Here is a 23,468-nt window from a genome sequence, read left to right as displayed (position 1 = left end):
TCAGAGGCCCAGCACACTGAAGGCCACCGAGAACAGGGCGTCGGCGAGGATGACCAGAAAGATGGCTTGCACCACGGCGCGCGTGGTTTGCAGCCCCACACCGTCCGCACCGCCCTGGGTGCGAAAACCCTGAAAGCACCCCACCATGGCAACGATGACGGCGAACACCGGTGCCTTGCCAAGGCCCACCAGGTACGAGGTGGTGCTGACGGCGTGGGGAAAACGGTCCAAAAAATCACTGAACTGAATGCCCAGCTGCACGCGTGCCATCAGCATGCCGCCAACGACGCCCAGCACGTCGGCAAACACGGTGAGCAAGGGCAGTGCAATGGCCAAAGCAATGACTTTGGGGAGGACCAGCATGTCCAGCGGTGCAATGCCCAGGGTGCGCATGGCATCGATCTCCTGGGTCACGGCCATGGTGCCTATCTGTGCGGCATAGGCGGACCCAGAGCGTCCGGCAATGATGATGGCAGTCATGAGCGGAGCAAACTCGCGCAGCATGGACAAGCCCACCAAATCCGTGACGTAAATCCCCGCGCCGTACTGGCGCAGCTGGTCCGCCCCCTGGTAGGCCACCACGATGCCCAAGAGAAACGAAAGCAGGCCGACGATGGGCAGGGCATCAAAGCCCGCGCTGCGCAGGTTGAAGAGTATGGGGCGCCATCGCACCAAAGAGGGGTGGCGCAGCCAAGCTGCCAGCGCCATGGTGTTTTCGCCCAGAAAGCCCAGCATGGTGAAAGCCTGTTTCCAGAGGGCTTCGGTGTTGCGGCCGACACGCTCTAGCAGCGGCACGCGGGAAAGCACGGTGTCGCCCATGGATCTCCTTGAGGTGGTGTGCTGTATTTGGGTGCAGTGTGCAGACGATGTGCGCTGAGGTCCGTGTGATGGCGCACTGAACTGCCTGCAGGCCAATCGCATGATGGGGCGTCACTACACCCACGGAGGTACACCATGCACCACGTCACCATGCCCGACAAAACCACGCTCTACCTCAAGGACTGGGGCACCGGAAAACCGGTGATCCTGCTCGCGGGCTGGCCCCTGAGTGCCGACAGCTGGGACGACCAGGCCCTGGTGCTGGCCGGGTCGGGCTATCGTGTTATTGCGTACGACCGGCGTGGCTTTGGACGCTCATCCCAGCCCTGGGGCGGCTATGACTACGACACGCTTTCGGATGACCTGGCCACGGTGATCCAGCAAACTGGCGCAGAAGACACCATGCTGGTGGGCTTCTCGATGGGCGGTGGCGAGGTTGCCCGCTACATGTCCCGCCACGCTGGCAAGTCAGTCAGTAAGGCCGTGCTGGTGTCCTCTGTCGTGCCCTGCATGTTGAAGTCCGACGATAACCCCGATGGCACCGAGCAGTCCGTTTTCGATGCCATGGCCGCACGCATTCGGGAGGACCGAGCGCAGTTTTTTGCCGGTTTCTTCAAGGACTTCTTTGGGGTGGGCATGCTGACCCATCCGGTGAGCAACGAATTGATCGATTGGGCACGGGCGCAGGCCATGCAGGCCAGCCTGCGCGCCACGCTGGAATGCGTGAAGTCGTTTTCCACCACCGACTTCCGAACGGACCTGGCCGCGTTCCAGGTGCCCACGCTCATCCTCCATGGTACGGCGGACAAGACCGTTCCCATCGCGGCTTCTGCCAAGGCTGCGTATGTGGGCATTGCCAAATCCACGTTGACCGAGTATGACGGTGCGCCCCATGGCCTGTTCGCCACGGACAAGCACCGGCTCAGCGAAGACCTGCTGGATTTCATCCGGCAGTAACGCCACCGCGTCAGACCGAAGACAGGCTGGCGACCGTGTCAGTGTCAGCGCCGCTTGCAACAGCGCAGGCCCCACCGGGCTGCAAGACCGAATGGCCCGGTTCATATCGATGAGGAAGATGGGTTTGCGGATGCGGTCCAGCACGGTGTGATCCGCGGCGGGATGCGCCGTGGCCTGATTCAACAGGTGCTTCATGTCGTGCTCCGCAAGGTTGCTGGTGTCTCCAGATGCATTCCAGCATAGGTACTGTCCTGGGATGGGTCTGTACGCTGACGCACGCTGGCCGTTCGAGCCATTTTGGTGTCGATCCTGGTGTATGTGAGTTGACGCACAGACCTCTCGCACCCAGCCTTTTAAGGTGGAGCCCAGAGCCCCATCCACTGCGCCATCGCAGCAACCCTCTACTCTTTGAAAGAACACACATGCAAAAATTCACTACCCTAGCCCTACCTTTTGTCTTGCTGCTGGCCATCAGTAGCAGCGTATTCGCGGCCCCCATGTCCAAGGTGGAATACAAAACCGCCAAGGAGGCGATTTCTGCCCAGTACAGTGCCGACAAGACGGCCTGCAGTGCCAGCATGGGCAATGCCAAAGACATTTGCATTGAAGAAGCCAAAGGCCGCGAAAAGGTGGCCAAGGCTGAGCTTGAGGTGAGCTATAGCCCCTCGGAAAAGCACAGCTACGACGTGCGCATTGCCAAGGCCGATGCTGCGTTTGCCGTGGCCAAGGAGAAATGCGATGACGCCACCGGCAATGCCAAGGACGTATGCCGCAAGGAAGCCAAGAGCCAGTATGTGGCCGCCAAGGCCGATGCCAAGTTGAGCGAAACCAAGTCAGAAAACAACGCCGAGGCCCGCAAGACGATGGACGGCGCCAAGACCGTTGCGGATGACAAGAATGCTGTTGCGCAGAAGAACGCTGCGATGGACAAGCAGGAAGCGTCCTATGCGCTGGCCAAAGAGAAATGCGATGCCTTCGCCAGCGATGTCAAGGCCAATTGCATCAAGGATGCCAAAGCCAAGTTTGGCCAGAACTGAAATCTATTTCCATTTTTATGAAAGTCCAACCCATGACTGAATTGAACCACCTGAGTGACGGCATCGCCCACGAAGCCGGCTCCCTTGAAACCAGCGTCCATGGCGCCATTGACCGCCTCGCAGGCGTTGCCGCACAGACGGGTGAAAAACTGGAACTGGCGGGCCATAAGCTCCAGGACGCCCAGTCGCGCGTCACCGCGGAATGCCGCAACCTCGTCCAAAAGAACCCTCTCACCTCGGTGGGTGTGGCGCTGGTGTCTGGCTTGCTGCTGGGATGGGTGGTGCGCCGCCGCTGAATGCGCAATGCCCCTTGGGTGCATTGCCGCTTGGGATATCAAAGCTGGGTCTTGAAGAAATTGAAGGCCTGGACAAAGCTGTCGCGCACCTTGTCCATTTCTGCCCCCATCTTCTCCCATGACTCTTCACTGGCAGCCCGGACCTCGCACATCTTCCGCTGCCTCCATGGCCCGCCTTTCCAGCGAGGTGATGGTGAGGTTCAGGTTATCGGGCTGCCCTTTCCGGCCGGTATCCACTCCCCGCAAGCTACGGCCAGCCAGGGGTGCTCAGAGCGGGTGAGGTACAGGCTGCGCTGGTACAGCGCGCCCACGCAGCAGTTTGGGTTTGCATGGTGTCCTTTTCTTCACGTGCGTTCACGGGGAGGAGAACACAGCTTGCGCCGGGTGGGTTTTGCTGTCCGTGCGCTAGCGCATACAAGACATAGTCCATTGGGTATGCCATCGCACAGACGCTCGGCGGGCGGCGCCATAGTCTTCGCCTACCCCCGACAGTGTGTGCATTGCGAGTGGTTTGTTTTCCATTTTCAAATTAACCAAGGATGCTCCATGCAAAAACTCTCAACCCTTCTGGCCGTCGCAACGACTGCCATTGCCCTCTCCCCTCTCTATGTCTTCGCGGCACCGCCTGCACAACCTGTGAATGGCTACTTGGTCGATGGCGGTGGTGAGTTTGTCAAGAATGCGTCGGGCGAGTGCTGGCGCCTAGGCGCCTGGACACCGGCGCTGGCCATGGAGCCCTGTGACCCCGTGATCAAGGCCGTGGCCGCAGCGGCGCCCCAGCCGGCACCTGAGGTGGCCCCTGCACCCATGCCCGCGCCAGTGCCCGCGCCCATTGCACCGGTCGCGCAAAAACTGCGCTATTCCGGAGATGCCCTGTTTGGCTTTGACAAGGCCACGCTGCAACCCGAAGGCAAGACCGTGCTGAACGATCTGGTCCGCGAGCTGCAGGGCGCCACCTACGAAAAGGTGACCGTCACCGGCCACACCGACCGCCTGGGCAGCAATGCCTATAACCAGAAGCTGTCGGAGCAACGCGCGCAGACCGTGCGTGACTACCTGATTGGTCAGAACGTGGGCGCCAACGTGATTGCAGCCCAGGGCCTGGGCGAAACCCAGCCAACCACCGAGACCGCAGCCTGCAAGGGCCGCAAGAGCGCCAAGCTGATTGCCTGCCTGCAGCCAGACCGCCGTGTGGAAGTAGAAATGTCGGGCACCAAGACGGTGACGCCCGCGCAGTAGCTATCAAATTAATAGCTGCTAGCGCATATTTCATAAGGGCTTGCGGTTGATTTTGTATAGAAAAGGCACCCAAGGGTGCCTTTTCTGCATGGGCTGACTGCTGGGGCTTACTTCTGGATGGCGATCTGATTCACCACCGTCTGCACGCCTTCCACCCTACGGGCCACGTCCACGGCGTGGTCGATCTGTGCCTGGGTAGCGACGAAGCCGCTGAGCTGCACTTCGCCCTTGCGGGTGACCACTGCAATTTCAAAGCTCTTGATCGCCGGATCGGCGAGCAGGGCGGCCTTGACCCGCGCCGTGACCACGGTGTCGTCCACGGCGTTTCCGATGGTGGCCTGACCTTCCTTGATCGTCATGGCGTCGACTATGGCCTTGGCCCCTTCCACCCCACGGGCAATGGAGATGGCCCGGTCGGCCTGGGCACGGTTGTCCACAAAGCCGCTGAGTTGCACCGTGCCCTTGCGGGTCTCCACCTTGATGTCAAAGCCCTTGGTCTCGTCGTGCTCAATCAGCGCGGACTTGACCCGGGTGGTGACCACGGTGTCGTCGATTTCCGTGCCCACGGTGGTCTCGGGTGCCGTGGTGGCCACCGGGGTGTCGGCCTTGGGCGAGCACCCCATGACCGAGAGCGCAAGACCAGCGGACAGCGCGAGGCCAAAGGCAATGGAGGTGAGGGTGAATGGCGCGCGAGCAGGCATGGTGGTTCCTTGTGAAGTTGGGGGATGGAGGCACTGTCGGCCCCAACCGGCATCGGGTCTGTGCGTGCTCGCACAGACCCCGGAGCGGGCGCTGACTACGCTGGCCTGGAGACTGCAACGGGTCTTGTCGTGATTCCCACGCAGGTCAACCGGCTGTCTACCCGTGAGAGGCCCTGACCCTTGAAAGCAAGTTACCCGGACCTGCGCGCCGCCATTACCCGCGGTATTGCGCGTGTGCAAACCCTGGCAGGTGGACGCAACACCGTCGCCGCCGAGGCCCCCCTGCGGGCCGAGCTGTTCAACGCCGAGCAAATGGAGCGCCACGGCAAAACCCTGGCCGCCAGCCATTCCTTGCTGCGTGGCCGTGGGCGGGAGCAGCTGCTGGACCGCTTGGCCGACAACGACGACGTGCTGCACGAGGCCTGCGACTTGCTGATGGACGCAGTCAAAACCGGGCGCCGCATTACCCCCGCTGGCGAATGGCTGCTGGACAACTTCTACCTCATTGAAGAACAGGTGCTGACCGCGCGTGTGCACTTCCCCAAGGGCTACAGCCGCGGTTTGCCGTTGCTCGCCAGCGGCCCCTCCAAGGGGCTGCCGCGTGTGTATGACATTGCGCTAGAGGTGATCTCGCATGGTGACGGCCGGGTGGACCCCGAGAACCTCAACCGCTTCGTGGCGGCCTACCAGAAGAGCTCGGTGCTCAAGCTCGGTGAGTTGTGGGCCATTCCCATCATGCTGCGCCTGGCGCTGATCGAGAACCTGCGCCGCATCAGTGCGCGGGTGGCGCAGTCCATGGTGGAGCGCAGCTTGGCGGCCACCTGGGCTGAGCAGATGATGGAGGTGGCCGAACGCGACCCCAGCAGCCTGATCCTGGTGATTGCCGACATGGCGCGGTCCAACCCACCGTTGGTAAACGCCTTTGTGGCCGAGCTGGCGCGCCGCCTGCAGGGGCATAGCTCAGCGCTGGCCCTGCCACTCACCTGGATAGAGCAGCGCCTGTACGAGTCGGGCCAGACCACCGAGCAGATGGTGCACGCGGAAACCCAGAACCAGGCCATCAACCAGGTGTGCATGAGCAACACCATTGGCAGCCTGCGCTTTTTGGGGGCCATGGACTGGCGCGAGTTCGTCGAGTCCATGAGCATGGTGGACCACAAGCTGCGCGAAGACCCCGGTGGGGTCTATGCCCAGATGGATTTCCACACGCGCGACCGCTACCGCCACGCGGTGGAGAAGATTGCGCGCCGTACCCATCTGTCCGAAACCGATGTGGCACGCAAAGCCATCCAACTGGCATACCAGCCAGTGACATCCCATGCCTCGGGCGATGTGCGGCGCAGCCACGTGGGCTATTTCTTGGTGGACAAGGGGCTAGCCCAGCTGGAGCGGGCATCGCAGGCACCCTTGGGACTGGGCGAGAGTGTGGTCCGGTTGGTGCGCAGGTTTCCGGTGCCGGTGTATCTGGGGGGCATAGGGCTGCTTACGGCATGGTTCACCTGGAGCCTGCTGGTCCGTGCCCATGGGCAGGGCCTGAACCTCTGGATGTTGGCCGGCGTGGGCGTAGCCACCGTGCTGGCAACCAGCCAGCTGGCAGTCACGCTGGTGAACTGGCTGGCCACGCTCATCACCGTACCGCGCACGCTGCCACGCATGGATTTTTCCAAAGGCATTGCGCCATCGTCCCGCACGCTGGTCGTGGTGCCCACCATGCTGAACACCGGCGAAAGCATTGATGCGCTGCTGCAAGACTTGGAGGTGCGCTACCTGGCCAACCAGGACGACTGCCTGCATTTCGGCTTGCTCACGGACTTGCTGGATGCTACGCAGGAATCGCTGGAGAGCGACGCGGCGCTGGAGGCACGGGTGGCGCTGGGCATAGCGGGCCTGAATGCCAAGTACCCGCGCCCGGGCAACGATGTGTTCTTCCTGTTCCACCGGCCCCGCTGCTGGAACGCGCAGGAGCGCCTCTGGATGGGCTATGAGCGCAAGCGCGGCAAGCTGGCTGCGCTCAATGCGCTGCTGCGCGGCGGCTCTGCGCAGGCATTCTCTCTGGTGGTGGGCGACACCACCGTGCTGCAGCAGGTGCAGTACGTGATCACGCTGGACACTGATACGCAGCTGCCGCGCGATGCGGCGCGTGCCTTTGCCGGCACCCTGGCCCATCCGCTGAACCGGCCGCATTTCGACGTGGACCTGCAGCGCGTGACCGAGGGCTACGGCATTCTGCAACCGCGCATGGCCGTGAGCCTGCCGGGCACCAACCGCTCGCGCTATGCCCAGCTGTGCGGCAACGACCCCGGCATGGACCCCTACACCCGCGCGGTGTCGGATGTCTACCAGGACCTGTTCCATGAAGGCTCCTTCATCGGCAAGGGTATTTACGATGTGGACGCCTTCGAGCGCGCGCTCAATGGCCGCTTCCCCGAGAACCGCATCCTCAGCCACGACCTGCTGGAGGGCTGCTACGCCCGTGCCGGCCTGCTCAGCGATGTGCAGCTCTACGACGACTACCCCACGCGCTATGACGCGGACATGCAGCGCCGCCACCGCTGGACGCGCGGCGATTGGCAGATCGCCGCCTGGCTGCTCTCCCGCGTGCCAGGGCCTGGCGCCCAGCGGGTGCGCAACCCGCTGTCCCGGTTGTCGCAATGGAAGATCATGGACAACCTGCGGCGCAGCCTGGTGCCTGCGAGCGTGGTGGGCCTGCTGGTATTGGGGTGGACCCAGATGGTGGCGTTTGGGCCCTGGACCGCTGCGCTTTTGGGTATTCTGTTTTTTGAACCCGCGCTGAGCACTGTGGTGAGCCTGGTACGCAAGCCCAAGGGCCTGTCCCTGGGGCAGCACGCTATGGCGGTGTGGCAATCGACGCTGCGCCGACTGGCTCAGGCCACGCTCACGCTGGCCACGCTGCCCTACGAGGCCTATTTCAGCCTCGACGCCATAGGCCGCACCATCGCACGCATGCAGTTCACGCACCGCAAACTGCTGGAGTGGAGCCCCTCGGGCGCGTCATCCAGCCAGTCGTCGCGGCCCGGTGGGGTGCGCGATCTTGTGCAGACCTGGGCCACCATGTGGGCTGGCCCAGTGCTCGCTCTGGGCCTTGCGGTGTTGCTGCTGAATACCCGGGCGATGGCCTTGTGGGTGGCGGCACCCGTGCTGGTGCTGTGGTTGGTCTCTCCGGTACTGGCCTGGTGGCTCAGCCGGCCGCTGCCAGAGCGGTCTGCGCGCTTCAAGCCGGAGCAGGTGCAGTTCCTGCACACCCTGGCGCGCAAAACCTGGCGCTACTTCCACACCTTTGTGAATGCCGAGGAAAACTGGCTGCCACCTGACAACTTTCAGGAGCACCCGGTGGCCGTGGTGGCGCACCGCACGTCTCCCACCAACATGGGGCTGGCGCTGCTGGCTAATCTGGCCGCGTACGATTTCGGCTACATCCCCACCGGCGGCTTGCTCACGCGCACGGCTGACGCCCTGCGGACCATGCAGACCCTGGAGCGGTATGAAGGCCACTTCTACAACTGGTACGACACCCTGACGCTGAACCCGCTGGCGCCGCGCTACATCTCATCGGTGGACAGTGGCAACCTGTCAGGGCATTTGCTGACCCTGCGCGCCGGCCTCAACGGCCTGGCCGACCAGCCCGTCCTGAACCCCCGCCTGTTCGACGGGCTGGGGCACACACTGGCCAATTTGCGCGAAGCGCTAGGCACCGACGTGCCTTTTGCGCTGAGCCAGGCGGTGACCCAGGTGCAGACCGACATCGAATCGGCCTGCGACGCCAAGCCCGCCACCGTCGCGTCGGCGCGGCGTTGGCTGGAGACCATTGCGGCCTCTTGCGTGGCGTTGGACCAGGCGGTGGGCCAGCCCGCAGCCGGGCAGGTGCGCCCGGATCTGGTCGCCTGGTCTGCCAGCTTGCGCGCCGAGTGCGAGGCGCATGGGGCAGAGCTGGATTTTTTGGTGCCCTGGAAGGCGCTGCCCGCAGGCTTGCCGGCCTTGCCCGGCCTGGGCGCCATGGCCACGCTGCGCGAGCTGGCTGCCCTGCAGGACACACTGAGCCATGCCCTGAGTCAACTGCCCCAAGACACGCGGGTGGCCGACCTGTTGCCGCAAGTGGCGCTGGCCAGCCAGCGCGCCCGAGAGCGCATCGCCAGCCTGGAGGCATTGTCGGCTCAGGCCACCACGCTGGCGCGCGCCAACTACGCCCTGCTGTACGACACGGGGCGCCACCTGCTGACCATCGGCTACAACGTGGACGAGCACCGGCGTGACGCCGCGCACTATGACCTGCTGGCGTCGGAAGCGCGCTTGTGCAGTTTCCTGGCCATTGCCCAGGGTGACATTCCGCAGGACAACTGGTTTGCGCTGGGGCGCCTGCTCACGGTGTCGGGTGGCGAGCCCACCCTGTTGTCGTGGAGTGGCTCCATGTTTGAGTACCTCATGCCCATGCTGGTGATGCCCACCTACGCCAACACGCTGCTGGACCAGACCTGCCAGGCCGTGGTGAAGCGGCAAATGGCCTACGCCGCCACGCGCGGTGTGCCATGGGGCATTTCCGAGTCGGGCTACAACGCCGTGGATGCGGCGCTGAACTACCAGTACCGCGCCTTTGGCGTGCCGGGGCTGGGCCTCAAGCGGGGGCTGGCCGAAGACCTGGTGATTGCACCCTATGCCAGCGCCATGGCGCTGATGGTGAACCCCCAGGCTGCCTGCCAGAACCTGGAGCGCCTGACGGCCATGGGATTGAAGGGCGACTACGGCATGTACGAGGCGGTGGACTACACGCTGGCGCGCTTGCCGCGCGCCCAGTCCAGTGCCGTGGTGCGGTCCTTCATGGTGCACCACCAGGGCATGGGCTTTCTGGCCATGGCCTATGTGCTGTTGGACCAGCCCATGCAGCAGCGCTTCCAGGCCGACCCCATGTTCCGTGCCACGGACCTGCTGCTGCAGGAGCGCACGCCGGGCGCCGTAGCATTCCATGTGCGCAACCCCGAGATTGCCGATGTGCGCACGCTCTCCACCGGCCCCGAAATGCCCATGCGCGTGCTGCGCAATACCGATACGGCCATTCCCGAGGTGCAGCTGTTGTCCAACGGGCGCTACCACGTGATGGTCAGCCAGGCGGGCGGTGGCTACAGCCGCTGGAAAGACATCGCGGTGACGCGCTGGCGCGAGGATGGCACTACCGACCACTGGGGCAACTTCTGCTACCTGCGCGATGTGGGTACTGGTGAATTCTGGTCCACCGCCCACCAGCCCACGCTGGCGAAGGCCGACAGCTACGAGGCCATTTTTTCCGAAGGCCGCGCCGAGTTTCGCCGGCGCGACCACGACTTTGAAACCCACACTGAAATCGTGGTGTCGCCCGAAGACGACATGGAGCTGCGGCGCCTGCGTATCACCAACCGATCGCGCACACGTCGCTTCATCGAGGTCACCAGCTATGCCGAGGTGGTGCTGGGCGCGGCTGCGGCAGACGCGGCACATCCGGCCTTCAGCAACCTGTTTGTGCAAACCGAAATCCTGCAAGACCGGCAGGCCATTCTGTGCAACCGGCGCCCACGTTCTAACGGCGAGCATGCGCCGTGGATGTTCCATCTGATGGCGGTGCATGGGGCCGAGTCTGGCGCTGCATCCTATGAGACGGACCGCATGCGCTTTGTGGGACGCACTCGGGGCGTGGATGCACCCCAGGCCATGGAAGGCATGGCTGCGCTCTCCAACAGCCAGGGCGCCGTGCTGGACCCCTGTGTGGCCATTCGCAAGCAAATCCTGCTGGAGCCGCAGCAGACTGTGACCATCGACATGGTGTACGGCGTGGCCGACACGCGCGACGCTGCGCAGGGTCTGGTTGGCAAGTACCGCGACCGGCACCTGGCCGACCGCGTGTTTGACCTGGCTTGGACCCACAGCTGGGTCAATCTGCAGCAGATCAACGCCTCCGAATCGGACGCGCAGCTGTATGCGCGGCTGGCCAGTTCGGTGATTTACGTGAACCCCACGCAACGCGCGGATGCGGTCGTGCAGGCGCGCAACCGCCGCGGGCAGTCAGGCCTGTGGGGCTACGGCATCTCGGGTGACCTGCCCATTGTGTTGCTGCAAATTGGCAGCCAGGCCAACATCGAGCTGGTGCGCCAACTGGTGCAGGCCCATGCCTACTGGCGCCTCAAAGGGTTGTCCGTGGACCTGGTCATCTGGAACGAGGACCACGCGGGCTACCGCCAGCTGCTTCAAGAGCAGATCATGGGTCTGATTGCGGCGGGCATGGAGGCTAACTTCACCGATCGGCCCGGCGGCATTTTTGTGCGCGCTGCCGAGCAAATCTCCAGCGAAGACCGCACCCTGTTCCTGACCGTGGCGCGTGTGGTCATCACCGACACACGGGGCACGCTGGCCGACCAGGTCAACCGGCGCAGCACCAAGGAGCCGCGCGAAGCGCAGCTGGCCCGTTTGCCGTCCGGCCGCGTCCGCCGCGCCGAGCCTATGTTGTCGCCCAACGCAACCGCAGGCGAGCGCTTGTTCTTCAACGGCCTGGGCGGCTTCTCGGCGGATGGACGTGAGTACGTCATCACCTCCCGCCGTGGGCAGACCACGCCGGCGCCATGGGTGAATGTGATTGCCAATGCCCGCTTTGGCACGGTGATCTCAGAAAGTGGCTCGGCCTACACCTGGAGCGAGAACGCGCATGAGTTCCGCTTCACACCGTGGGCCAATGACGCCGTGGGCGACGGCAGTGGCGAAGCCATTTACCTGCGCGATGAGGAGACCGGGGCCTTCTGGTCGCCCACGCTGCTGCCCTGTGGCGGCCCTACGCCCTATGTCACGCGCCATGGCTTTGGCTACAGCGTGTTCGAGCATGAAGAAGACGGCATTCACAGTGCGCTGACCGTGTTTGTGGACTTGGAGGCCGCCATCAAGTTCTCGGTGCTGAAGGTGCGCAACCAGTCTGGCCGTGCGCGCAAGTTGTCGGCCACTGGCTATGTGGAGTGGGTGATGGGCGACCTGCGATCGAGGGCTGCCATGTACATCAGCACCGAGGTGGAGCCCACCACGGGCGCCATTCTGGCGCGCAATCCCTACAACCCTGACTTTGGAGACCGCGTGGCCTTCTTCGATGCCGATGGCGCCACACGCGGTGCCAACGTCAGCTTCACGGGGGACCGTCGCGAGTTTCTGGGTCGCAACCGCACCCTGAAAAATCCGGCGGCCATGGGGCGCACCCAACTCTCCAACCGCGTGGGCGCGGGCATGGACCCCTGTGCGGCGCTGCAAGTGCCGTTTGAGCTGGTGGATGGTCAGGAGCGCGAGATTGTTTTCCGCTTGGGCGCCACAGGGCGCAGGGGGCTGGACGATGCCACCGCCATGGCGCTGCATCTGCGTGAACCGCAGGCCGTGCAGGGCGCCCTGCAGGCTGTGCACACCTACTGGGCCCACACCTTGGGCGCGGTGCAGGTGCAAACGCCGGACCCTGCGCTGAATGTGCTGGCCAATGGGTGGCTGGTCTACCAAACCATGGCTTGCCGCCTGTGGGCACGCAGCGGCTACTACCAATCGGGCGGCGCCTTTGGTTTTCGCGACCAGTTGCAAGACTGCATGGCGCTGGTGCATACGCAGCCACAGCTGCTGCGCGAGCACATCGTGCGCTGTGCGGCGCACCAGTTTGTGGATGGCGATGTGCAGCACTGGTGGCACCCGCCCCAAGGGCGTGGCGTGCGCACCCATTGCTCTGACGACTTCTTGTGGCTGGCGCAAGCGGTGTGCCGCTATGTGTTGGCCACCGGCGAACGTCAGGTGCTGGAGGAGCGCATTCCCTTCCTGGAGGGCCGCCCGGTCAACCCCGAGGACGAGTCGTACTACGACTTGCCAACCCCATCGACCCAGGTGGATACGCTGTACGAGCACTGTGTGCGCGCCATCCGCCGGGGGCTGCCCCGCGGTGAGCGGGGCTTGCCCCTGATGGGTGCGGGGGACTGGAACGACGGCATGAACATGGTGGGCCACCAGGGCAAAGGGGAGAGCGTGTGGCTGGCCTTCTTCCAGTACGACACGCTGGTGCGCTTCAGCAGCCTGGCGCGCGCGCATGGCGACCAGGCGTTTGCCCAGGAGTGCCTGGCAGAAGCTGACCAGTTGCGCCACGCCATCGACCAACATGGCTGGGATGGTGGCTGGTACCGGCGCGCCTACTTTGACGACGGCACGCCACTGGGCTCTGCGCAAAATACCGAATGCCAGATAGACGCGGTGGCGCAGAGTTGGTCGGTGTTGTCAGGGGCTGGCGACCCGGCGCGCACACGCCTGGCCATGGATGCGCTAGACCAGCGCCTGGTTCGCCGCGACGATGCGCTGATCCAACTGCTCACGCCGCCGTTTGACACCTCGGACCTCAACCCCGGCTACATCAAGGGCTATGTGCCCGGCGTGCGAGAGAACGGCGGGCAATACACCCACGCGGCCATCTGGACCGCCATGGCGTTTGCAGCCTCGGGCGACGCGCGCCGTGCCTGGGAGTGCTTTGACCTGATCAACCCGGTGCACCACGGAAGCACGGCCGCGGCCATTGCCACCTACAAGGTGGAGCCCTATGTGGTGGCGGCCGACGTGTACGCGGTGGACCCGCACCGCGGCCGCGGTGGCTGGACCTGGTACACCGGGTCGGCCAGCTGGATGTACCGCCTGGTGTTGGAGTCGCTGCTGGGTGTGCGGCTGGAGGCGGGGCTCTTGCACTTTGCACCCTGCCTGCCTGCGGGCTGGCCAGGGTTCACGCTGCGCTACCGCTGCCAGAGCACCATGTATGCGATCGTGGTCAACAAGGTGGATGGCACGCAGGCCGGGGTGCGTGTGTGGCTGGATGGTGAAGAGCAGGCCGCCGCGGCTGTGATGCTGGTGGACGATCTGCAGAACCATGCGGTGGAAGTGCGGGTGACACACGTGGTGGCATAGGGCCCGGTGCCGGTGCGCAAGGCACGAGCATGCTACTTATTTTGTAGCTGCTCGCGCATATTTCACGGGGTCCGGAGGGCTAAATGACCTCCGGCATGCCGCTGGCCAGGGAGCGGGAAATGGCCAGACCAATGCGCGTGGCCTCCATGGCGTCGTCCAGCGTGAGCGTGAGGGCGCGCTCGCCGCGGCAGGCCGCTACAAAGTCGCCCATCTCGGCCGCAAACGCTGTCTCAAAGCGCTCGTAAAAGTCCTTGAGCACCGCGTGGCGCACGCCATGCGCGTCGCTGCGCACCACGCGGTCGCGGGCGGCATGTTCGCCTACCAGCAGTTTGCCAGCGGTGCCAATGACTTCCGTGGTGGTCTCATGGCCGTGGGCCATGGTGCGCGAGGCGTAGAAGACGGCCTTGGCGCCGCCCTCAAAGTCGACGATGGCCAGGCCGTTGTCTACATCACCAAACTCGGCCAGGCCGGGGTGCAGGGCGATGGTGCCGGTGGCGTAGGCACGCAGCGCCTTGGGGCGGCCCAGCATCCAGCGTGCCAGGTCAATGTCGTGCACGCTGCAGTCCATGAAGATGCCGCCGGAGGTGGGGGCGAACTTCACGAAAAAGCCATCGGGGTCATTCTGGTCGCAGGTTTGCGAACGCACGATGAAGGGGCGACCGATCTCGCCTGCCTCAATACTGGCCTGGGCCGCACGGTAGCTGGGGTCAAAGCGGCGCACAAAGCCCACCATGGCTACCAGCTCCGGGTGTTTGGCCGCTTCGGCCAGCACGCGTTCGCAATCGGGCAGGTTCAGGGCCAGGGGCTTTTCTACGAACACGTGCTTGCCCGCCTGCAAGGCTGCAATGGCTTGGTCGGCGTGCAGGGAGGTGGGGGTGACCAGCACCACTGCATCGATGTCGGGGTTGGCCAGCAGGTCTTCATAGCGGCTGTAAACCTGCGCGATGCCGAGCTGCTCTGTCGCATAGACACGCTCGGACTCTACCGGGCTGCAGGCGGCGGTCAGGGTGCAATTGCGGGTGCCAAATGCCAGGGCTTGTGCGTGGCGTTGGCCCAGGCGGCCCAGACCCACGATGCCAATTCGCAAAGAGGTGGTCATGCTGCGGCTCAGAACGTGATGATCTGGTTGCTGGCGGCGCTCTGTGCGGCGGCATCGGCCAGGATTTGCGCATCCACGCCGTCCTGCACCGTGGTGCGGAAGCTGCCGCCGTTTTGCAGCTGGGTAAAGAAGTGTTCGATCTCCAGACGGTAGGCCGCGGCATAGCGCTGCAGGAAGAAGGCTTCGGGGTTGTCTTGCGCGGTGCCTTGGGCGGTGGCCTGGGTCACTTCGCTGGGGCGGTGGTTGCCACATTGCAGCATGCCCTTGGAGCCAATCACTTCAAAGCGCTGGTCGTAGCCATAGGCGGCGCGGCGCGTGGTGTTGATCTGGCACAGGCGGCCCTTGACGGTTTTGATGGTGACGGCGGTGCAGTCAAAGTCGCCAGCCTTGCCGATGGCGGGGTCGGTCAGGCACGAACCCGTAGCGCTGAGCCAGGCCGCGCGGTCGCCATCGCCACACAGAATCCAACGGAACACGTCAAAGTCGTGGATCAGCATGTCGCGGAAGATGCCGCCGGACTGCTGGATGTACTCCACCGGCGGAGCGCCGGGGTCGCGGCTGGTGATGACCAGCATCTCGGGGTTGCCGATGTCGCCCCGGTCCAGGCGGGTTTTGGCCTCGTTGAACGTGGGGTCGAAGCGGCGCTGGAAGCCGATCATGCAGGCCACACCGGCGGCCGACACGGCTTGCGCCACTGCCTCGGCGCGTTGTACCGACAAGTCCACGGGTTTTTCGCAGAAGATGTGTTTGCCGGCAGCCGCGGCGCGTGCGATCAGGTCGCTGTGTGTCGTGGTGGGCGAGCAGATGGCGACGGCATCGATGCTCTTGTCGGCAAAGACCGTGTCGATGTCGGCCACTTGGGCACCCAGGTGTTGGGCCAGATCGGCAGCAGCAGCGGGTACGGCGTCGCAGATGTACTTGAGTTGCACGCCCGATTGGGCGGCAAGGTTGGTGGCGTGAATGCGGCCAATGCGACCAGCGCCGAACACTGCAACGTGCTTCATGAAAGTTCCTGTCTCCGTATGTTTATGGGATATCTCGTCGCGCGTGACGCGAAGACAGGACTATACGAAAAATTACCGCCAATGGAAATATTTTTCCAAAATAAATTTAAAGTGAAATATTAATTTATTTTCTTGTGTCAGGTCTGTGCGGGGGCCGAGGTTGGGCGGTAAGGCAGCTCCAGCGCGTAGGCCAGGGAAATGAACAGGCTTTGGGCCAGGCCCATGGTGCTGGTCAGTGCCCGGAAGCCGAAGGTCGAGTTGTCCTGCACGATCAGGATGGCTTCAGCGTCCTTGGCCAGCGGGCTCATGCGACTGTCGGTGATGGCGATCACGCGCGCCCCCCGTTCTTGCGCCAGGGCCACGGCTGCCAGTGTCTCTTCCGCATAGGGTGCAAACGAAATGGCCAGCATCACGTCACCCGTGCGCACCGAGCGCATCTGTCCCAAATGCATATTGCCCAGGGCCGACATTAGGCACACGCGTTTGTCGGTGTGTTGCAGCGCGTAGTCCAGGTAGACCGCAATGGGAAACGACCGGCGTGACGCCGCGATCCAGATGCAGTCGGTCTTGCGCAGCATGTCTACGGCTTTTTTGAAGGTAGTCTCATCCAGGTTGGCCTCCAGCTCGTGCATGGCGGCCTGGCTGCCAGCCAAAAACTCGCGCGCAATTTCGACGCTGGAGAGGCTGCCCGCACCGGAGTCGATGATGTCGCGAATGCGTGCACGGTAGTTGCGACTGGGGGCCAACTGGCGCGTCAAACCCTCGCGGAAGACGACCTGCATCTCGGAGAAGCCGGAGAAGCCGAAGTGCTTGGCAAAGCGCACCACCGCCGAGGGTTGTACCTGGCAGCTGGCGGCCAGCTGCTGGATGCCTTCAATGCCGATGTGGTCGCGGTGCTGCTCCACGTATTTGGCAATCACTTTGAGCTGCTTGCTCAGCGTGTCGTACTCCGCCGTGATGCGTGCGATGAACTGATCGACGGGGGTCTTGTCGTTGCCCTTGGATGCCATGTCCTGAGTCTTTCTTAGGTCGTATGGGAGGATGCCCGTCGTGGAAAACAATTTCTCCCCGTATTCTGATTGAAAACAGCGTTCTTTTTACTCAGGTGCTTCCCGCGGGAGACGCTTGTTTTGTCAGGCGAGATAGGGTTGCTGGCTCATGTTTTCGGCGAAATGGAGCCGAAAGTCACCGGGCTTTCCCGGCTGGCTGAGAGACGCGGGGGCCATGCCCAGCGAGGCCATCACGTGCTGTAGGGCGCGGATGGCTTGGGTGTCCGGGTCTTGGTCGATCACCACGTCCAAGACGCCCTGTTGCAAGTACTGTCGGTGGTCGTCAGAAATCTCGTGGGTGATCCAGCAGGTCTTTTCTTTGGCAAAGCGTTGTAGCGCGGCGTAGATGCCCGGCGAGCCGGCACCCGTGTTGTAGATGCCGACCACGTCACTTTTGCCTTGCAAGGCTTTTTTGAGGGCCAGGTAGCAGCGGTCCGGATCGTCGTGGGTCTCGGCCACTTCACCGTCGCAGCGCAGGTGCGGGAACTGTGCGGCCAGCACCTCGCGGCAGCCGCCGCTACGTTCGATGTGGCCCAGGTAATCAAGTCGGCTGGAGAGGATCAGGATGCGGCCTTCGCGGTGGCACAGGCGTCCCAGCAGGTAGCCCGCGGTGCGGCCAGCGGCATGGTTGTCGATGCCCACGTAGTCGGCCTGCGGGACACCGTTCACCCGTGTGACCACCATGGCCACATGCTCGCCGTTGGCACGTGCCTGCTGCAATGCCTGGCGCACGGCCGGGGTATCCGGTGCCGACACGATCAGCGCCTGGCGTTTGTAGCGGCGCGGCGCTAAAGCGTGCACCAGTGCTGTCTCGTCTTCCTCTGGCGTCGTCACGCGGTGGACGACGAGCCGCTTGTCGAGTATGGCCACACCACGTTGCATCGCCTGGTTCAGTCGCTGAAAGAAGGGGGAGGGGTTGTCTGGCAGCACGATGTCGATGTGAACCAAGCCATGGCGGGTTTCGGGCAACACCCGCGGCACACCTAACTGGCGCGCGGACTGCACCACCTTCTCCCGCGTCTTGACCGACGCGGTGTCGCGCTCATTGAGCACCCGGTCCACGGTGGCGACGCTGACACCGGCAAGCGCTGCGATCTCGGCAAAGCGAGCGGTCTTTTTTCTACGACTAGGGTTAACCATAATTTGACGATTTTTCGTCAATTATTACGCAGTCTTTTGGGTCACTGGAACCTACATTGCGCAGGCCGTGCTGCGTTGGCAGCCGCGATACGACCAGGAGACAAAGATGAAGATAGCCCTAGACCCGTACATGATCCGGCACCTGTCGCTGCCCGAGCTGTGCCGTGCCACCGCCGAGCTGGGTTACGACCAGATCGAACTCTCCCCCCGCTCCGACTTTCTGGACTGGTGGGTCATGCCCCGTGCCACCAAGGAGCGCATGGCGGACTTCAAGACCGCCATGAAGGCTTGCGGTGTGGGCCTTGCCAGTCTGCAACCCATGTACCGCTGGGCCAGCCCGTTTGAAGACGAGCGCCAATGGGCCATGCGTTGCTGGAGGAAGGCCATCGAAGTCTCGGTAGAGATGGGCTGTGAACTCATGATCTCCGAGTTTGGCCGGGGTGCCTCGCCCGAACGCTCTGTCGGTGAGCGCCCAGGCGCCAACACCAAAGAGATGTGCGAAGCCGCCTGGTTCCGCTCCATGGATGAATTGCTGCCGATCTTTGAGCGCGAAGGCATCACGCTGTCCGTAGAACCCCATCCCGAAGACTGGATCGAGACCATGCAGCCAGCGGCTGACATTGTGAAGAACATCGGCTCCAAGGCTTTGAAGCTGTCCTATATCGCGCCGCACACCTTTTATTACGGCGATGACATGGCGGCCCTGATCCGGGAAGCCGCTCCCGTGCTGGCCCATGTGCGGGTGGCGGACACCTTCAACCACAAGAAGAGCAGCCAGCTGCGCTACATCGTCAACCCACCGGGTTCTACGCAGATCCGGGTGCACCAGCACCTGGACATGGGCCAGGGGGAGATTGACTGGGATGTGTTCTTCCAAACGTTGGCAGACGTGAAGTTTGATGGCGTGCTCTCTTCTTGCGTCTTTGCTTGGGAAGAGCGGGCCGAAGACTCCTCCCGTTTCATGCGCGCAGAGATGCAGCGATACCTCGACAAGTTTTCTAACCAGTAACCCTCCGGAGATATTTCATGACTTTGAAAATTGGTGTCATTGGCACCGGCATGATCGGCCGCGACCACACACGTCGTATTCAACAGGTGCTCGCGGGCGCTGAAGTGGTAGCCCTGTCTGACGTGAACGTGGCCAGCGCCGAAACCGTACGCAAGGACCTCGCGCCCAACGCCAAGTTGTATGACACGGGTGAAGCCCTGATCGCTGCGCCTGAAGTGCAGGCAGTGCTGGTCACTTCTTGGGGTGCTACCCACGAACCCTATGTGCTGGCCGCCATTGCAGCTGGCAAGCCCGTGTTCTGCGAGAAGCCACTGGCTACTACCGCTGAGGGGGCGCGCCGCATCGTCGATGCCGAAGTGAGGTTCGGCAAGCGATTGGTGCAGGTCGGCTTCATGCGCCGCTACGACGCCGGTTACGTGGCGCTCAAGCACGCTGTGGAAAACCACACCGGCGCGCCTATCTTGGTGCACGCCGCTCACCGCAACCCCGCCGTTCCAGAGGCGTATGTGACGCCCATGGCCATCCACGACACCATGATCCATGAGATCGACGTGTTCCGCTGGTTGCTGAACGACGACTACGTGTCTGCCCGCGTGCTCTACCCCCGCAACGCGGCCCGCAGCCACACCAAGCTGCGCGACCCGCAGGTGGTGGTACTGGAGACCAAGAAGGGTGTGTTGATTGATGTGGAGATCTTCGTCAACTGTGCCTACGGCTACGATATCCAGTGCGAAGTGGTGGGTGAAGAAGGAACGGCTCGCTTGCCCGAGCCCATGACGGTCGATATGCGCCTGGGCGCCAAGCGCCAGAGCACCATCCTCACTGACTGGAAAGACCGCTTCGTGGCCAGCTACGACGTGGAACTGAACGACTTTATCGCCGCCGCTTCTAAAGGCGGCGCCACTGGCCCGAGTGCCTGGGATGGCTATGCCGCCGCAGTCACCTCCGACGCCTGCGTGCAGGCGCAAGAGAGCAACGGCCAAGCCGTCGCCATTGAGCTGCCTCCCCGTCCTGCGCTGTACGCGTAAATCAATCTCTCTTTACCTGAAAGAACACCATGCGTTTTTCCTTGAGCCATATTCTGGCCCCCCGCCAATCGCCTGCAGAGTTTTTCGCCATGGCCCGCGCCCTCGGCGTGACCGATGTAGAAATCCGCAACGACACCCCCAATGTGGTTGGTACCCTGGCGCCGGCTGATGTGAAAGCAGCGGCTAAGGCGGCGGGCGTGAACCTGCTGTCCATCAACGCGCTGTACCCCTTCAACGTGTGGAACGACGAGCGCCGTGCCCAGACTGAAAAGCTGGCCGACTACGCCGCAGCATCCGGCGCCAAGGCCCTGGTCATGTGCCCGCTCAATGATGGCACCCCCGTGTCGCAAGCCGATGTAGTGACCGCACTCAAGGCGATCAAGCCAATCCTGGAGTCGCGCGGCATCACCGGCTTGGTGGAGCCGCTGGGCTTCCCTGTGTCGTCCCTGCGCCGCAAGGCCGATGCGATTGCAGCCATCAAGGAAGCGGGCGGCGAAGGCTTGTTCAAGTTGGTGCACGATACCTTCCATCACCACCTAGCGAGCGAAACCGAGTTCTTCCCCGAGTGGACGGGCCTGGTGCACATCTCCGGCGTGGCCGATGCGGACGTGTCCGTGGACAAGATGCTCGACGCCCACCGCGTGCTGGTGGACAAGCGTGACCGCCTGGGCAACGTATTCCAGATCCGTGCGCTGCAAGCTGCGGGTTACACGGGCCCGTTCAGCTTTGAACCCTTTGCAACAGAAGTGCAAGAGCTGGCTGACCCGCAAGCCGCATTGGCAGACAGCATCGGCTGGATTCGCGAGCAGGTTGCTGCCTGAGTTTCCCGGGCCCTAATTGAAAAGGCCAGTGTGAGCTGGCCTTTTCTGTTTGCAGAAACCGCATGAATCACCGCAGTCGATCAGCGCCGCCGCCATTCCTCCTGTAGCCACCGTGCGCAGGCGATGTTGTTTTGCCAGATATCGTAGCGCCCGCCGCCGCCGTAGTCTGGAAAGGGGATGAACTCGCAGCTGATTTGCCGTGGCGCGTGGGCTGGGTGAGTCTTCATCCAGTCCAGTAGCTCCACCACCGCCGTCTTCCAGATAGTGAGTGCCTGTGCGTCCCAATCGCGGTGGAAGGTTCCTGGTACAGGTTCGATGAAGGGGTATTGGATCGCGCGGCCCGGCCGGCCGTCGCTGCGCTGCATGGCGGCGTTTCCTGGTAAGCCGGGCGCCACGCTACGTGTGTGCGCATGCACCACCCAGCCGCGTGCCAGCCACTGGCGGTAGAGCGTGCTTGCCTGGCCTGGGGCTAGCAGTGCCCGTCCGCCATCGGTGGCGTCCTGCAGGCCGCTGGCCGCGACCTCCTCCAGGGTATCAATTTTGAAAATCAGGTGGGAGTGGTCCAGTGTCAGGCGCAGGGGTACATTCGCGCGCGCCAGCAGCTCGCCTACCGCCTCCACACGATGGAAGCGCTCGTTCCACATGTCCACGTGCACTTCCATCGCAGGCAAGCAGCCCGCAGCGGTGCCGTGCTCCATCCCATCCAGAAACCAGTCAGCTACCTCGCGGTCGCTGAGTGTGTGGCCGTCGGCGTGGCGCGCGAACAGCTGCATATTGAAAAGCCGTGCACCCAGCTCGCCGCCGGTGCGCAAGCCCCAGTGCATCAGCGCCTCATCGCGGCCGGCGCAGAAGATGCCGCCAAACACGCCGATGGGTACGCCGTGTTCTGCAGTCCAGTCGCGGTAGGGCGCAAAGTCCTCGCGTGGGTCGATATTTTTTTCGATGTAGTCAAACACACCGGCCTCGCGCACCCAGCGCAGGCGCGTGGGGGTGTCGGGCGTGGATAGGCCGTCGTGCACTAGTACGCCGTCGAGGTTGATGCCAATGGACAGTGCTTTAGATGCTGTCATGCCGCTATCGCCGTAACGGATGCCAGGGCTTTGAGTTTCACGGCCGGATTGCGCAATTCCTCCGGGTTAGCGCTGACATGCCTCTCCACCAGCAGGCGTGCGAGCTTGAACTCTTTCAGGCAACGTGGTGTCAGACCCCAGGCGCTCATGCCTACCACGCGGTCTTGCGCGTTCAGATGGAAGGTGACGTGGTCGCCTTCGCCGAGCTCGCGCACCACCATTTGTGTGCCTAGCGCGGGTTCGCCGCACACCTGCAGTTGGTGGTTGTATTGGTCACTCCAGAACCAGGGTGGCTGGTGGGCCAACTCTTGGCCGCCAAGCATGTTGTGCGCGGCCACGCGCGCTTGTGTCTCGGCGTTGAACCAGGTCTCTTGCCGCATCGGCAGGCCTGAGAACGGACTTGGAAACTCGGCCACATCGCCAGCTGCGAAAACATCAGGTGCGCTGGTGCGCAAGTTTGCATCGACCAAGATGCCTTGTGCCACCGCCAGACCTGAAGCCCGTGCCAGATCGGTGGTCGGTTTCATGCCGATGCCGACCAAAACGGTGTCGACATCAATGTGCTGGCCGTCGCTCAGACGCACCCGCACGCCGCCAGGCGGGTGCGGCGCGATGGCCGTAGGCAGCACGCCCAGCCGCACGTCCACCTCCCGAGCTTGGTGCAAGGCCAGCACGGAGGCTGCCACATCGGCAGGCACGGCGCGGCCGAGCAGGCGCGGTGCACCTTCGACTAGCGTCACCGCCATGCCGATGCGCCGTGCGGAGGCTGCCACTTCCAACCCGATGAAACCGCCTCCAATGACCAGTAGGTGTCTGTTTGCGCCTAGACGCTGCGCGAGCAGTAGTGCGTCGTCTACGGTGCGCAGTGTCAACACTTCGGGCTGGTTCGCACCGGGAATGTCCAGGCAACGCGCGCTGCCGCCGGTGGCTAGCAGCAGGCGGTAGTAAGGCAGCACCTGGCCGTTGGCGAGTGTGATGTAGTGGGCGGCGGTGTCGATGGAGGACACGCGCTGTGTGTGCAGGCGAATTCCGTCGTTGATGATGGTTTGCATGCTGCGCAGCTGGCAGGACTCTGCGGTCTTCTCACCGGTCAGCAGTTCTTTGGAAAGCGGCGGGCGCTCGTAAGGTGCGTGGCGCTCCATACCCACCAGATGGATGGGGCCTGTCCAGCCGGCTTCGCGCAGCGCCTGGGCCGCGCGGCCGCCACAGTGGCCGGCACCGATGATGACCATGCCTGCAGATAGGGGGCTGTGCATGGG

At 63.4% G+C, this 23,468-nt stretch carries 16 protein-coding genes; 8 read left to right on the top strand and 8 right to left on the bottom strand.

Annotation, left to right across the window (positions count from 1 at the left end; translation table 11 throughout):
* Positions 1-819: an MlaE family ABC transporter permease gene (locus J2X15_RS05355; protein WP_310340070.1), complete on the bottom strand. Its 819-nt coding sequence runs from the start codon at positions 817-819 to the stop codon at positions 1-3.
* 135 nt (positions 820-954) lie between these two features.
* Between J2X15_RS05355 and J2X15_RS05350 the strand changes: the two genes are divergently transcribed.
* The 4 genes from J2X15_RS05350 to J2X15_RS05335 all read left to right on the top strand — a co-directional run bounded on the left by J2X15_RS05350 (position 955) and on the right by J2X15_RS05335 (position 4,348).
* Complete coding sequence (locus tag J2X15_RS05350; RefSeq protein ID WP_310340068.1) at positions 955-1,776, top strand: alpha/beta fold hydrolase; 822 nt, start codon at positions 955-957, stop codon at positions 1,774-1,776.
* 422 nt (positions 1,777-2,198) lie between these two features.
* Complete coding sequence (locus J2X15_RS05345; protein ID WP_310340066.1) at positions 2,199-2,813, top strand: hypothetical protein; 615 nt, start codon at positions 2,199-2,201, stop codon at positions 2,811-2,813.
* Positions 2,814-2,845: 32 nt separating this feature from the next.
* Complete coding sequence (locus J2X15_RS05340; RefSeq protein WP_310340065.1) at positions 2,846-3,109, top strand: hypothetical protein; 264 nt, start codon at positions 2,846-2,848, stop codon at positions 3,107-3,109.
* Between the two features lie 546 nt (positions 3,110-3,655).
* Complete coding sequence (locus J2X15_RS05335) at positions 3,656-4,348, top strand: OmpA family protein (protein WP_310340064.1); 693 nt, start codon at positions 3,656-3,658, stop codon at positions 4,346-4,348.
* Between the two features lie 107 nt (positions 4,349-4,455).
* On the opposite strand, the gene J2X15_RS05330 is transcribed toward J2X15_RS05335, so the two are convergent.
* The gene (locus J2X15_RS05330) at positions 4,456-5,049 is read right to left on the bottom strand and encodes a BON domain-containing protein (protein WP_310340063.1); all 594 of its coding nucleotides are present in this window, start codon (positions 5,047-5,049) and stop codon (positions 4,456-4,458) included.
* Positions 5,050-5,229: 180 nt separating this feature from the next.
* Here J2X15_RS05330 and J2X15_RS05325 point away from each other — a divergent pair, with 180 nt between their 5' ends.
* Positions 5,230-13,989 carry a GH36-type glycosyl hydrolase domain-containing protein gene (locus tag J2X15_RS05325; protein WP_310340062.1) on the top strand — a complete coding sequence of 2,920 codons (8,760 nt, stop codon included), beginning with the start codon at positions 5,230-5,232 and terminating at the stop codon, positions 13,987-13,989.
* 79 nt (positions 13,990-14,068) lie between these two features.
* Here the strand turns inward: J2X15_RS05325 and J2X15_RS05320 are convergent, their stop codons facing one another.
* The 4 genes from J2X15_RS05320 to J2X15_RS05305 all read right to left on the bottom strand — a co-directional run bounded on the left by J2X15_RS05320 (position 14,069) and on the right by J2X15_RS05305 (position 18,281).
* Complete coding sequence (locus J2X15_RS05320) at positions 14,069-15,088, bottom strand: Gfo/Idh/MocA family oxidoreductase (protein WP_310340060.1); 1,020 nt, start codon at positions 15,086-15,088, stop codon at positions 14,069-14,071.
* Positions 15,089-15,096: 8 nt separating this feature from the next.
* Positions 15,097-16,092: an inositol 2-dehydrogenase gene (gene iolG / locus J2X15_RS05315; protein ID WP_310340058.1), complete on the bottom strand. Its 996-nt coding sequence runs from the start codon at positions 16,090-16,092 to the stop codon at positions 15,097-15,099.
* Positions 16,093-16,229: 137 nt separating this feature from the next.
* Positions 16,230-17,102 carry a MurR/RpiR family transcriptional regulator gene (locus J2X15_RS05310; RefSeq protein WP_310340056.1) on the bottom strand — a complete coding sequence of 291 codons (873 nt, stop codon included), beginning with the start codon at positions 17,100-17,102 and terminating at the stop codon, positions 16,230-16,232.
* A 123-nt stretch (positions 17,103-17,225) separates the two neighbouring features.
* Positions 17,226-18,281 carry a LacI family DNA-binding transcriptional regulator gene (locus tag J2X15_RS05305; RefSeq protein WP_310340055.1) on the bottom strand — a complete coding sequence of 352 codons (1,056 nt, stop codon included), beginning with the start codon at positions 18,279-18,281 and terminating at the stop codon, positions 17,226-17,228.
* Positions 18,282-18,387: 106 nt separating this feature from the next.
* On the opposite strand from J2X15_RS05305, the gene J2X15_RS05300 reads away from it, so the two are divergent.
* Genes J2X15_RS05300 through J2X15_RS05290 form a run of 3 tightly spaced genes read left to right on the top strand, consistent with a single transcriptional unit; the run spans position 18,388 to position 21,139 of the window.
* Entirely contained in the window at positions 18,388-19,290 is a 903-nt protein-coding gene (locus J2X15_RS05300) for a sugar phosphate isomerase/epimerase family protein (protein WP_310340054.1), read from the top strand.
* 17 nt (positions 19,291-19,307) lie between these two features.
* Positions 19,308-20,318, top strand: coding sequence for a Gfo/Idh/MocA family oxidoreductase (locus tag J2X15_RS05295; protein ID WP_310340052.1), 1,011 nt, complete (start codon positions 19,308-19,310; stop codon positions 20,316-20,318).
* A 29-nt stretch (positions 20,319-20,347) separates the two neighbouring features.
* Positions 20,348-21,139 carry a TIM barrel protein gene (locus J2X15_RS05290; protein ID WP_310340051.1) on the top strand — a complete coding sequence of 264 codons (792 nt, stop codon included), beginning with the start codon at positions 20,348-20,350 and terminating at the stop codon, positions 21,137-21,139.
* 80 nt (positions 21,140-21,219) lie between these two features.
* On the opposite strand, the gene J2X15_RS05285 is transcribed toward J2X15_RS05290, so the two are convergent.
* Both J2X15_RS05285 and J2X15_RS05280 read right to left on the bottom strand, forming a co-directional pair.
* On the bottom strand, positions 21,220-22,209 hold the full coding sequence (locus tag J2X15_RS05285; protein ID WP_310340050.1) for a xylose isomerase: 990 nt from the start codon (positions 22,207-22,209) through the stop codon (positions 21,220-21,222).
* Entirely contained in the window at positions 22,206-23,465 is a 1,260-nt protein-coding gene (locus J2X15_RS05280; protein WP_310340049.1) for an NAD(P)/FAD-dependent oxidoreductase, read from the bottom strand. Before J2X15_RS05280 ends, J2X15_RS05285 begins: the two co-directional genes overlap by 4 nt.
* Between the last annotated feature and the right edge of the window lie 3 nt (positions 23,466-23,468).

The sequence above is a fragment of the Rhodoferax saidenbachensis genome, assembly GCF_031457975.1.
Classification (GTDB): domain Bacteria; phylum Pseudomonadota; class Gammaproteobacteria; order Burkholderiales; family Burkholderiaceae_C; genus Allorhodoferax; species Allorhodoferax saidenbachensis_A.
Note: the sequence above shows the minus strand (reverse complement) of the source record. Positions and strands in the feature narration are given on the sequence as shown.

What these genes read in the sequence shown, in the direction of transcription:
- J2X15_RS05330 (WP_310340063.1), bottom strand. Translation starts at nt 5,049, where the DNA reads ATGCCTGCTCGCGCGCCATTCACCCTCACCTCCATTGCCTTTGGCCTC.
- iolG (WP_310340058.1), bottom strand. Translation starts at nt 16,092, where the DNA reads ATGAAGCACGTTGCAGTGTTCGGCGCTGGTCGCATTGGCCGCATTCAC.
- J2X15_RS05295 (WP_310340052.1), top strand. Translation starts at nt 19,308, where the DNA reads ATGACTTTGAAAATTGGTGTCATTGGCACCGGCATGATCGGCCGCGAC.
- J2X15_RS05355 (WP_310340070.1), bottom strand. Translation starts at nt 819, where the DNA reads ATGGGCGACACCGTGCTTTCCCGCGTGCCGCTGCTAGAGCGTGTCGGC.
- J2X15_RS05345 (WP_310340066.1), top strand. Translation starts at nt 2,199, where the DNA reads ATGCAAAAATTCACTACCCTAGCCCTACCTTTTGTCTTGCTGCTGGCC.
- J2X15_RS05310 (WP_310340056.1), bottom strand. Translation starts at nt 17,102, where the DNA reads ATGGCATCCAAGGGCAACGACAAGACCCCCGTCGATCAGTTCATCGCA.
- J2X15_RS05305 (WP_310340055.1), bottom strand. Translation starts at nt 18,281, where the DNA reads ATGGTTAACCCTAGTCGTAGAAAAAAGACCGCTCGCTTTGCCGAGATC.
- J2X15_RS05335 (WP_310340064.1), top strand. Translation starts at nt 3,656, where the DNA reads ATGCAAAAACTCTCAACCCTTCTGGCCGTCGCAACGACTGCCATTGCC.
- J2X15_RS05350 (WP_310340068.1), top strand. Translation starts at nt 955, where the DNA reads ATGCACCACGTCACCATGCCCGACAAAACCACGCTCTACCTCAAGGAC.
- J2X15_RS05320 (WP_310340060.1), bottom strand. Translation starts at nt 15,088, where the DNA reads ATGACCACCTCTTTGCGAATTGGCATCGTGGGTCTGGGCCGCCTGGGC.
- J2X15_RS05290 (WP_310340051.1), top strand. Translation starts at nt 20,348, where the DNA reads ATGCGTTTTTCCTTGAGCCATATTCTGGCCCCCCGCCAATCGCCTGCA.
- J2X15_RS05300 (WP_310340054.1), top strand. Translation starts at nt 18,388, where the DNA reads ATGAAGATAGCCCTAGACCCGTACATGATCCGGCACCTGTCGCTGCCC.
- J2X15_RS05285 (WP_310340050.1), bottom strand. Translation starts at nt 22,209, where the DNA reads ATGACAGCATCTAAAGCACTGTCCATTGGCATCAACCTCGACGGCGTA.
- J2X15_RS05280 (WP_310340049.1), bottom strand. Translation starts at nt 23,465, where the DNA reads ATGCACAGCCCCCTATCTGCAGGCATGGTCATCATCGGTGCCGGCCAC.
- J2X15_RS05340 (WP_310340065.1), top strand. Translation starts at nt 2,846, where the DNA reads ATGACTGAATTGAACCACCTGAGTGACGGCATCGCCCACGAAGCCGGC.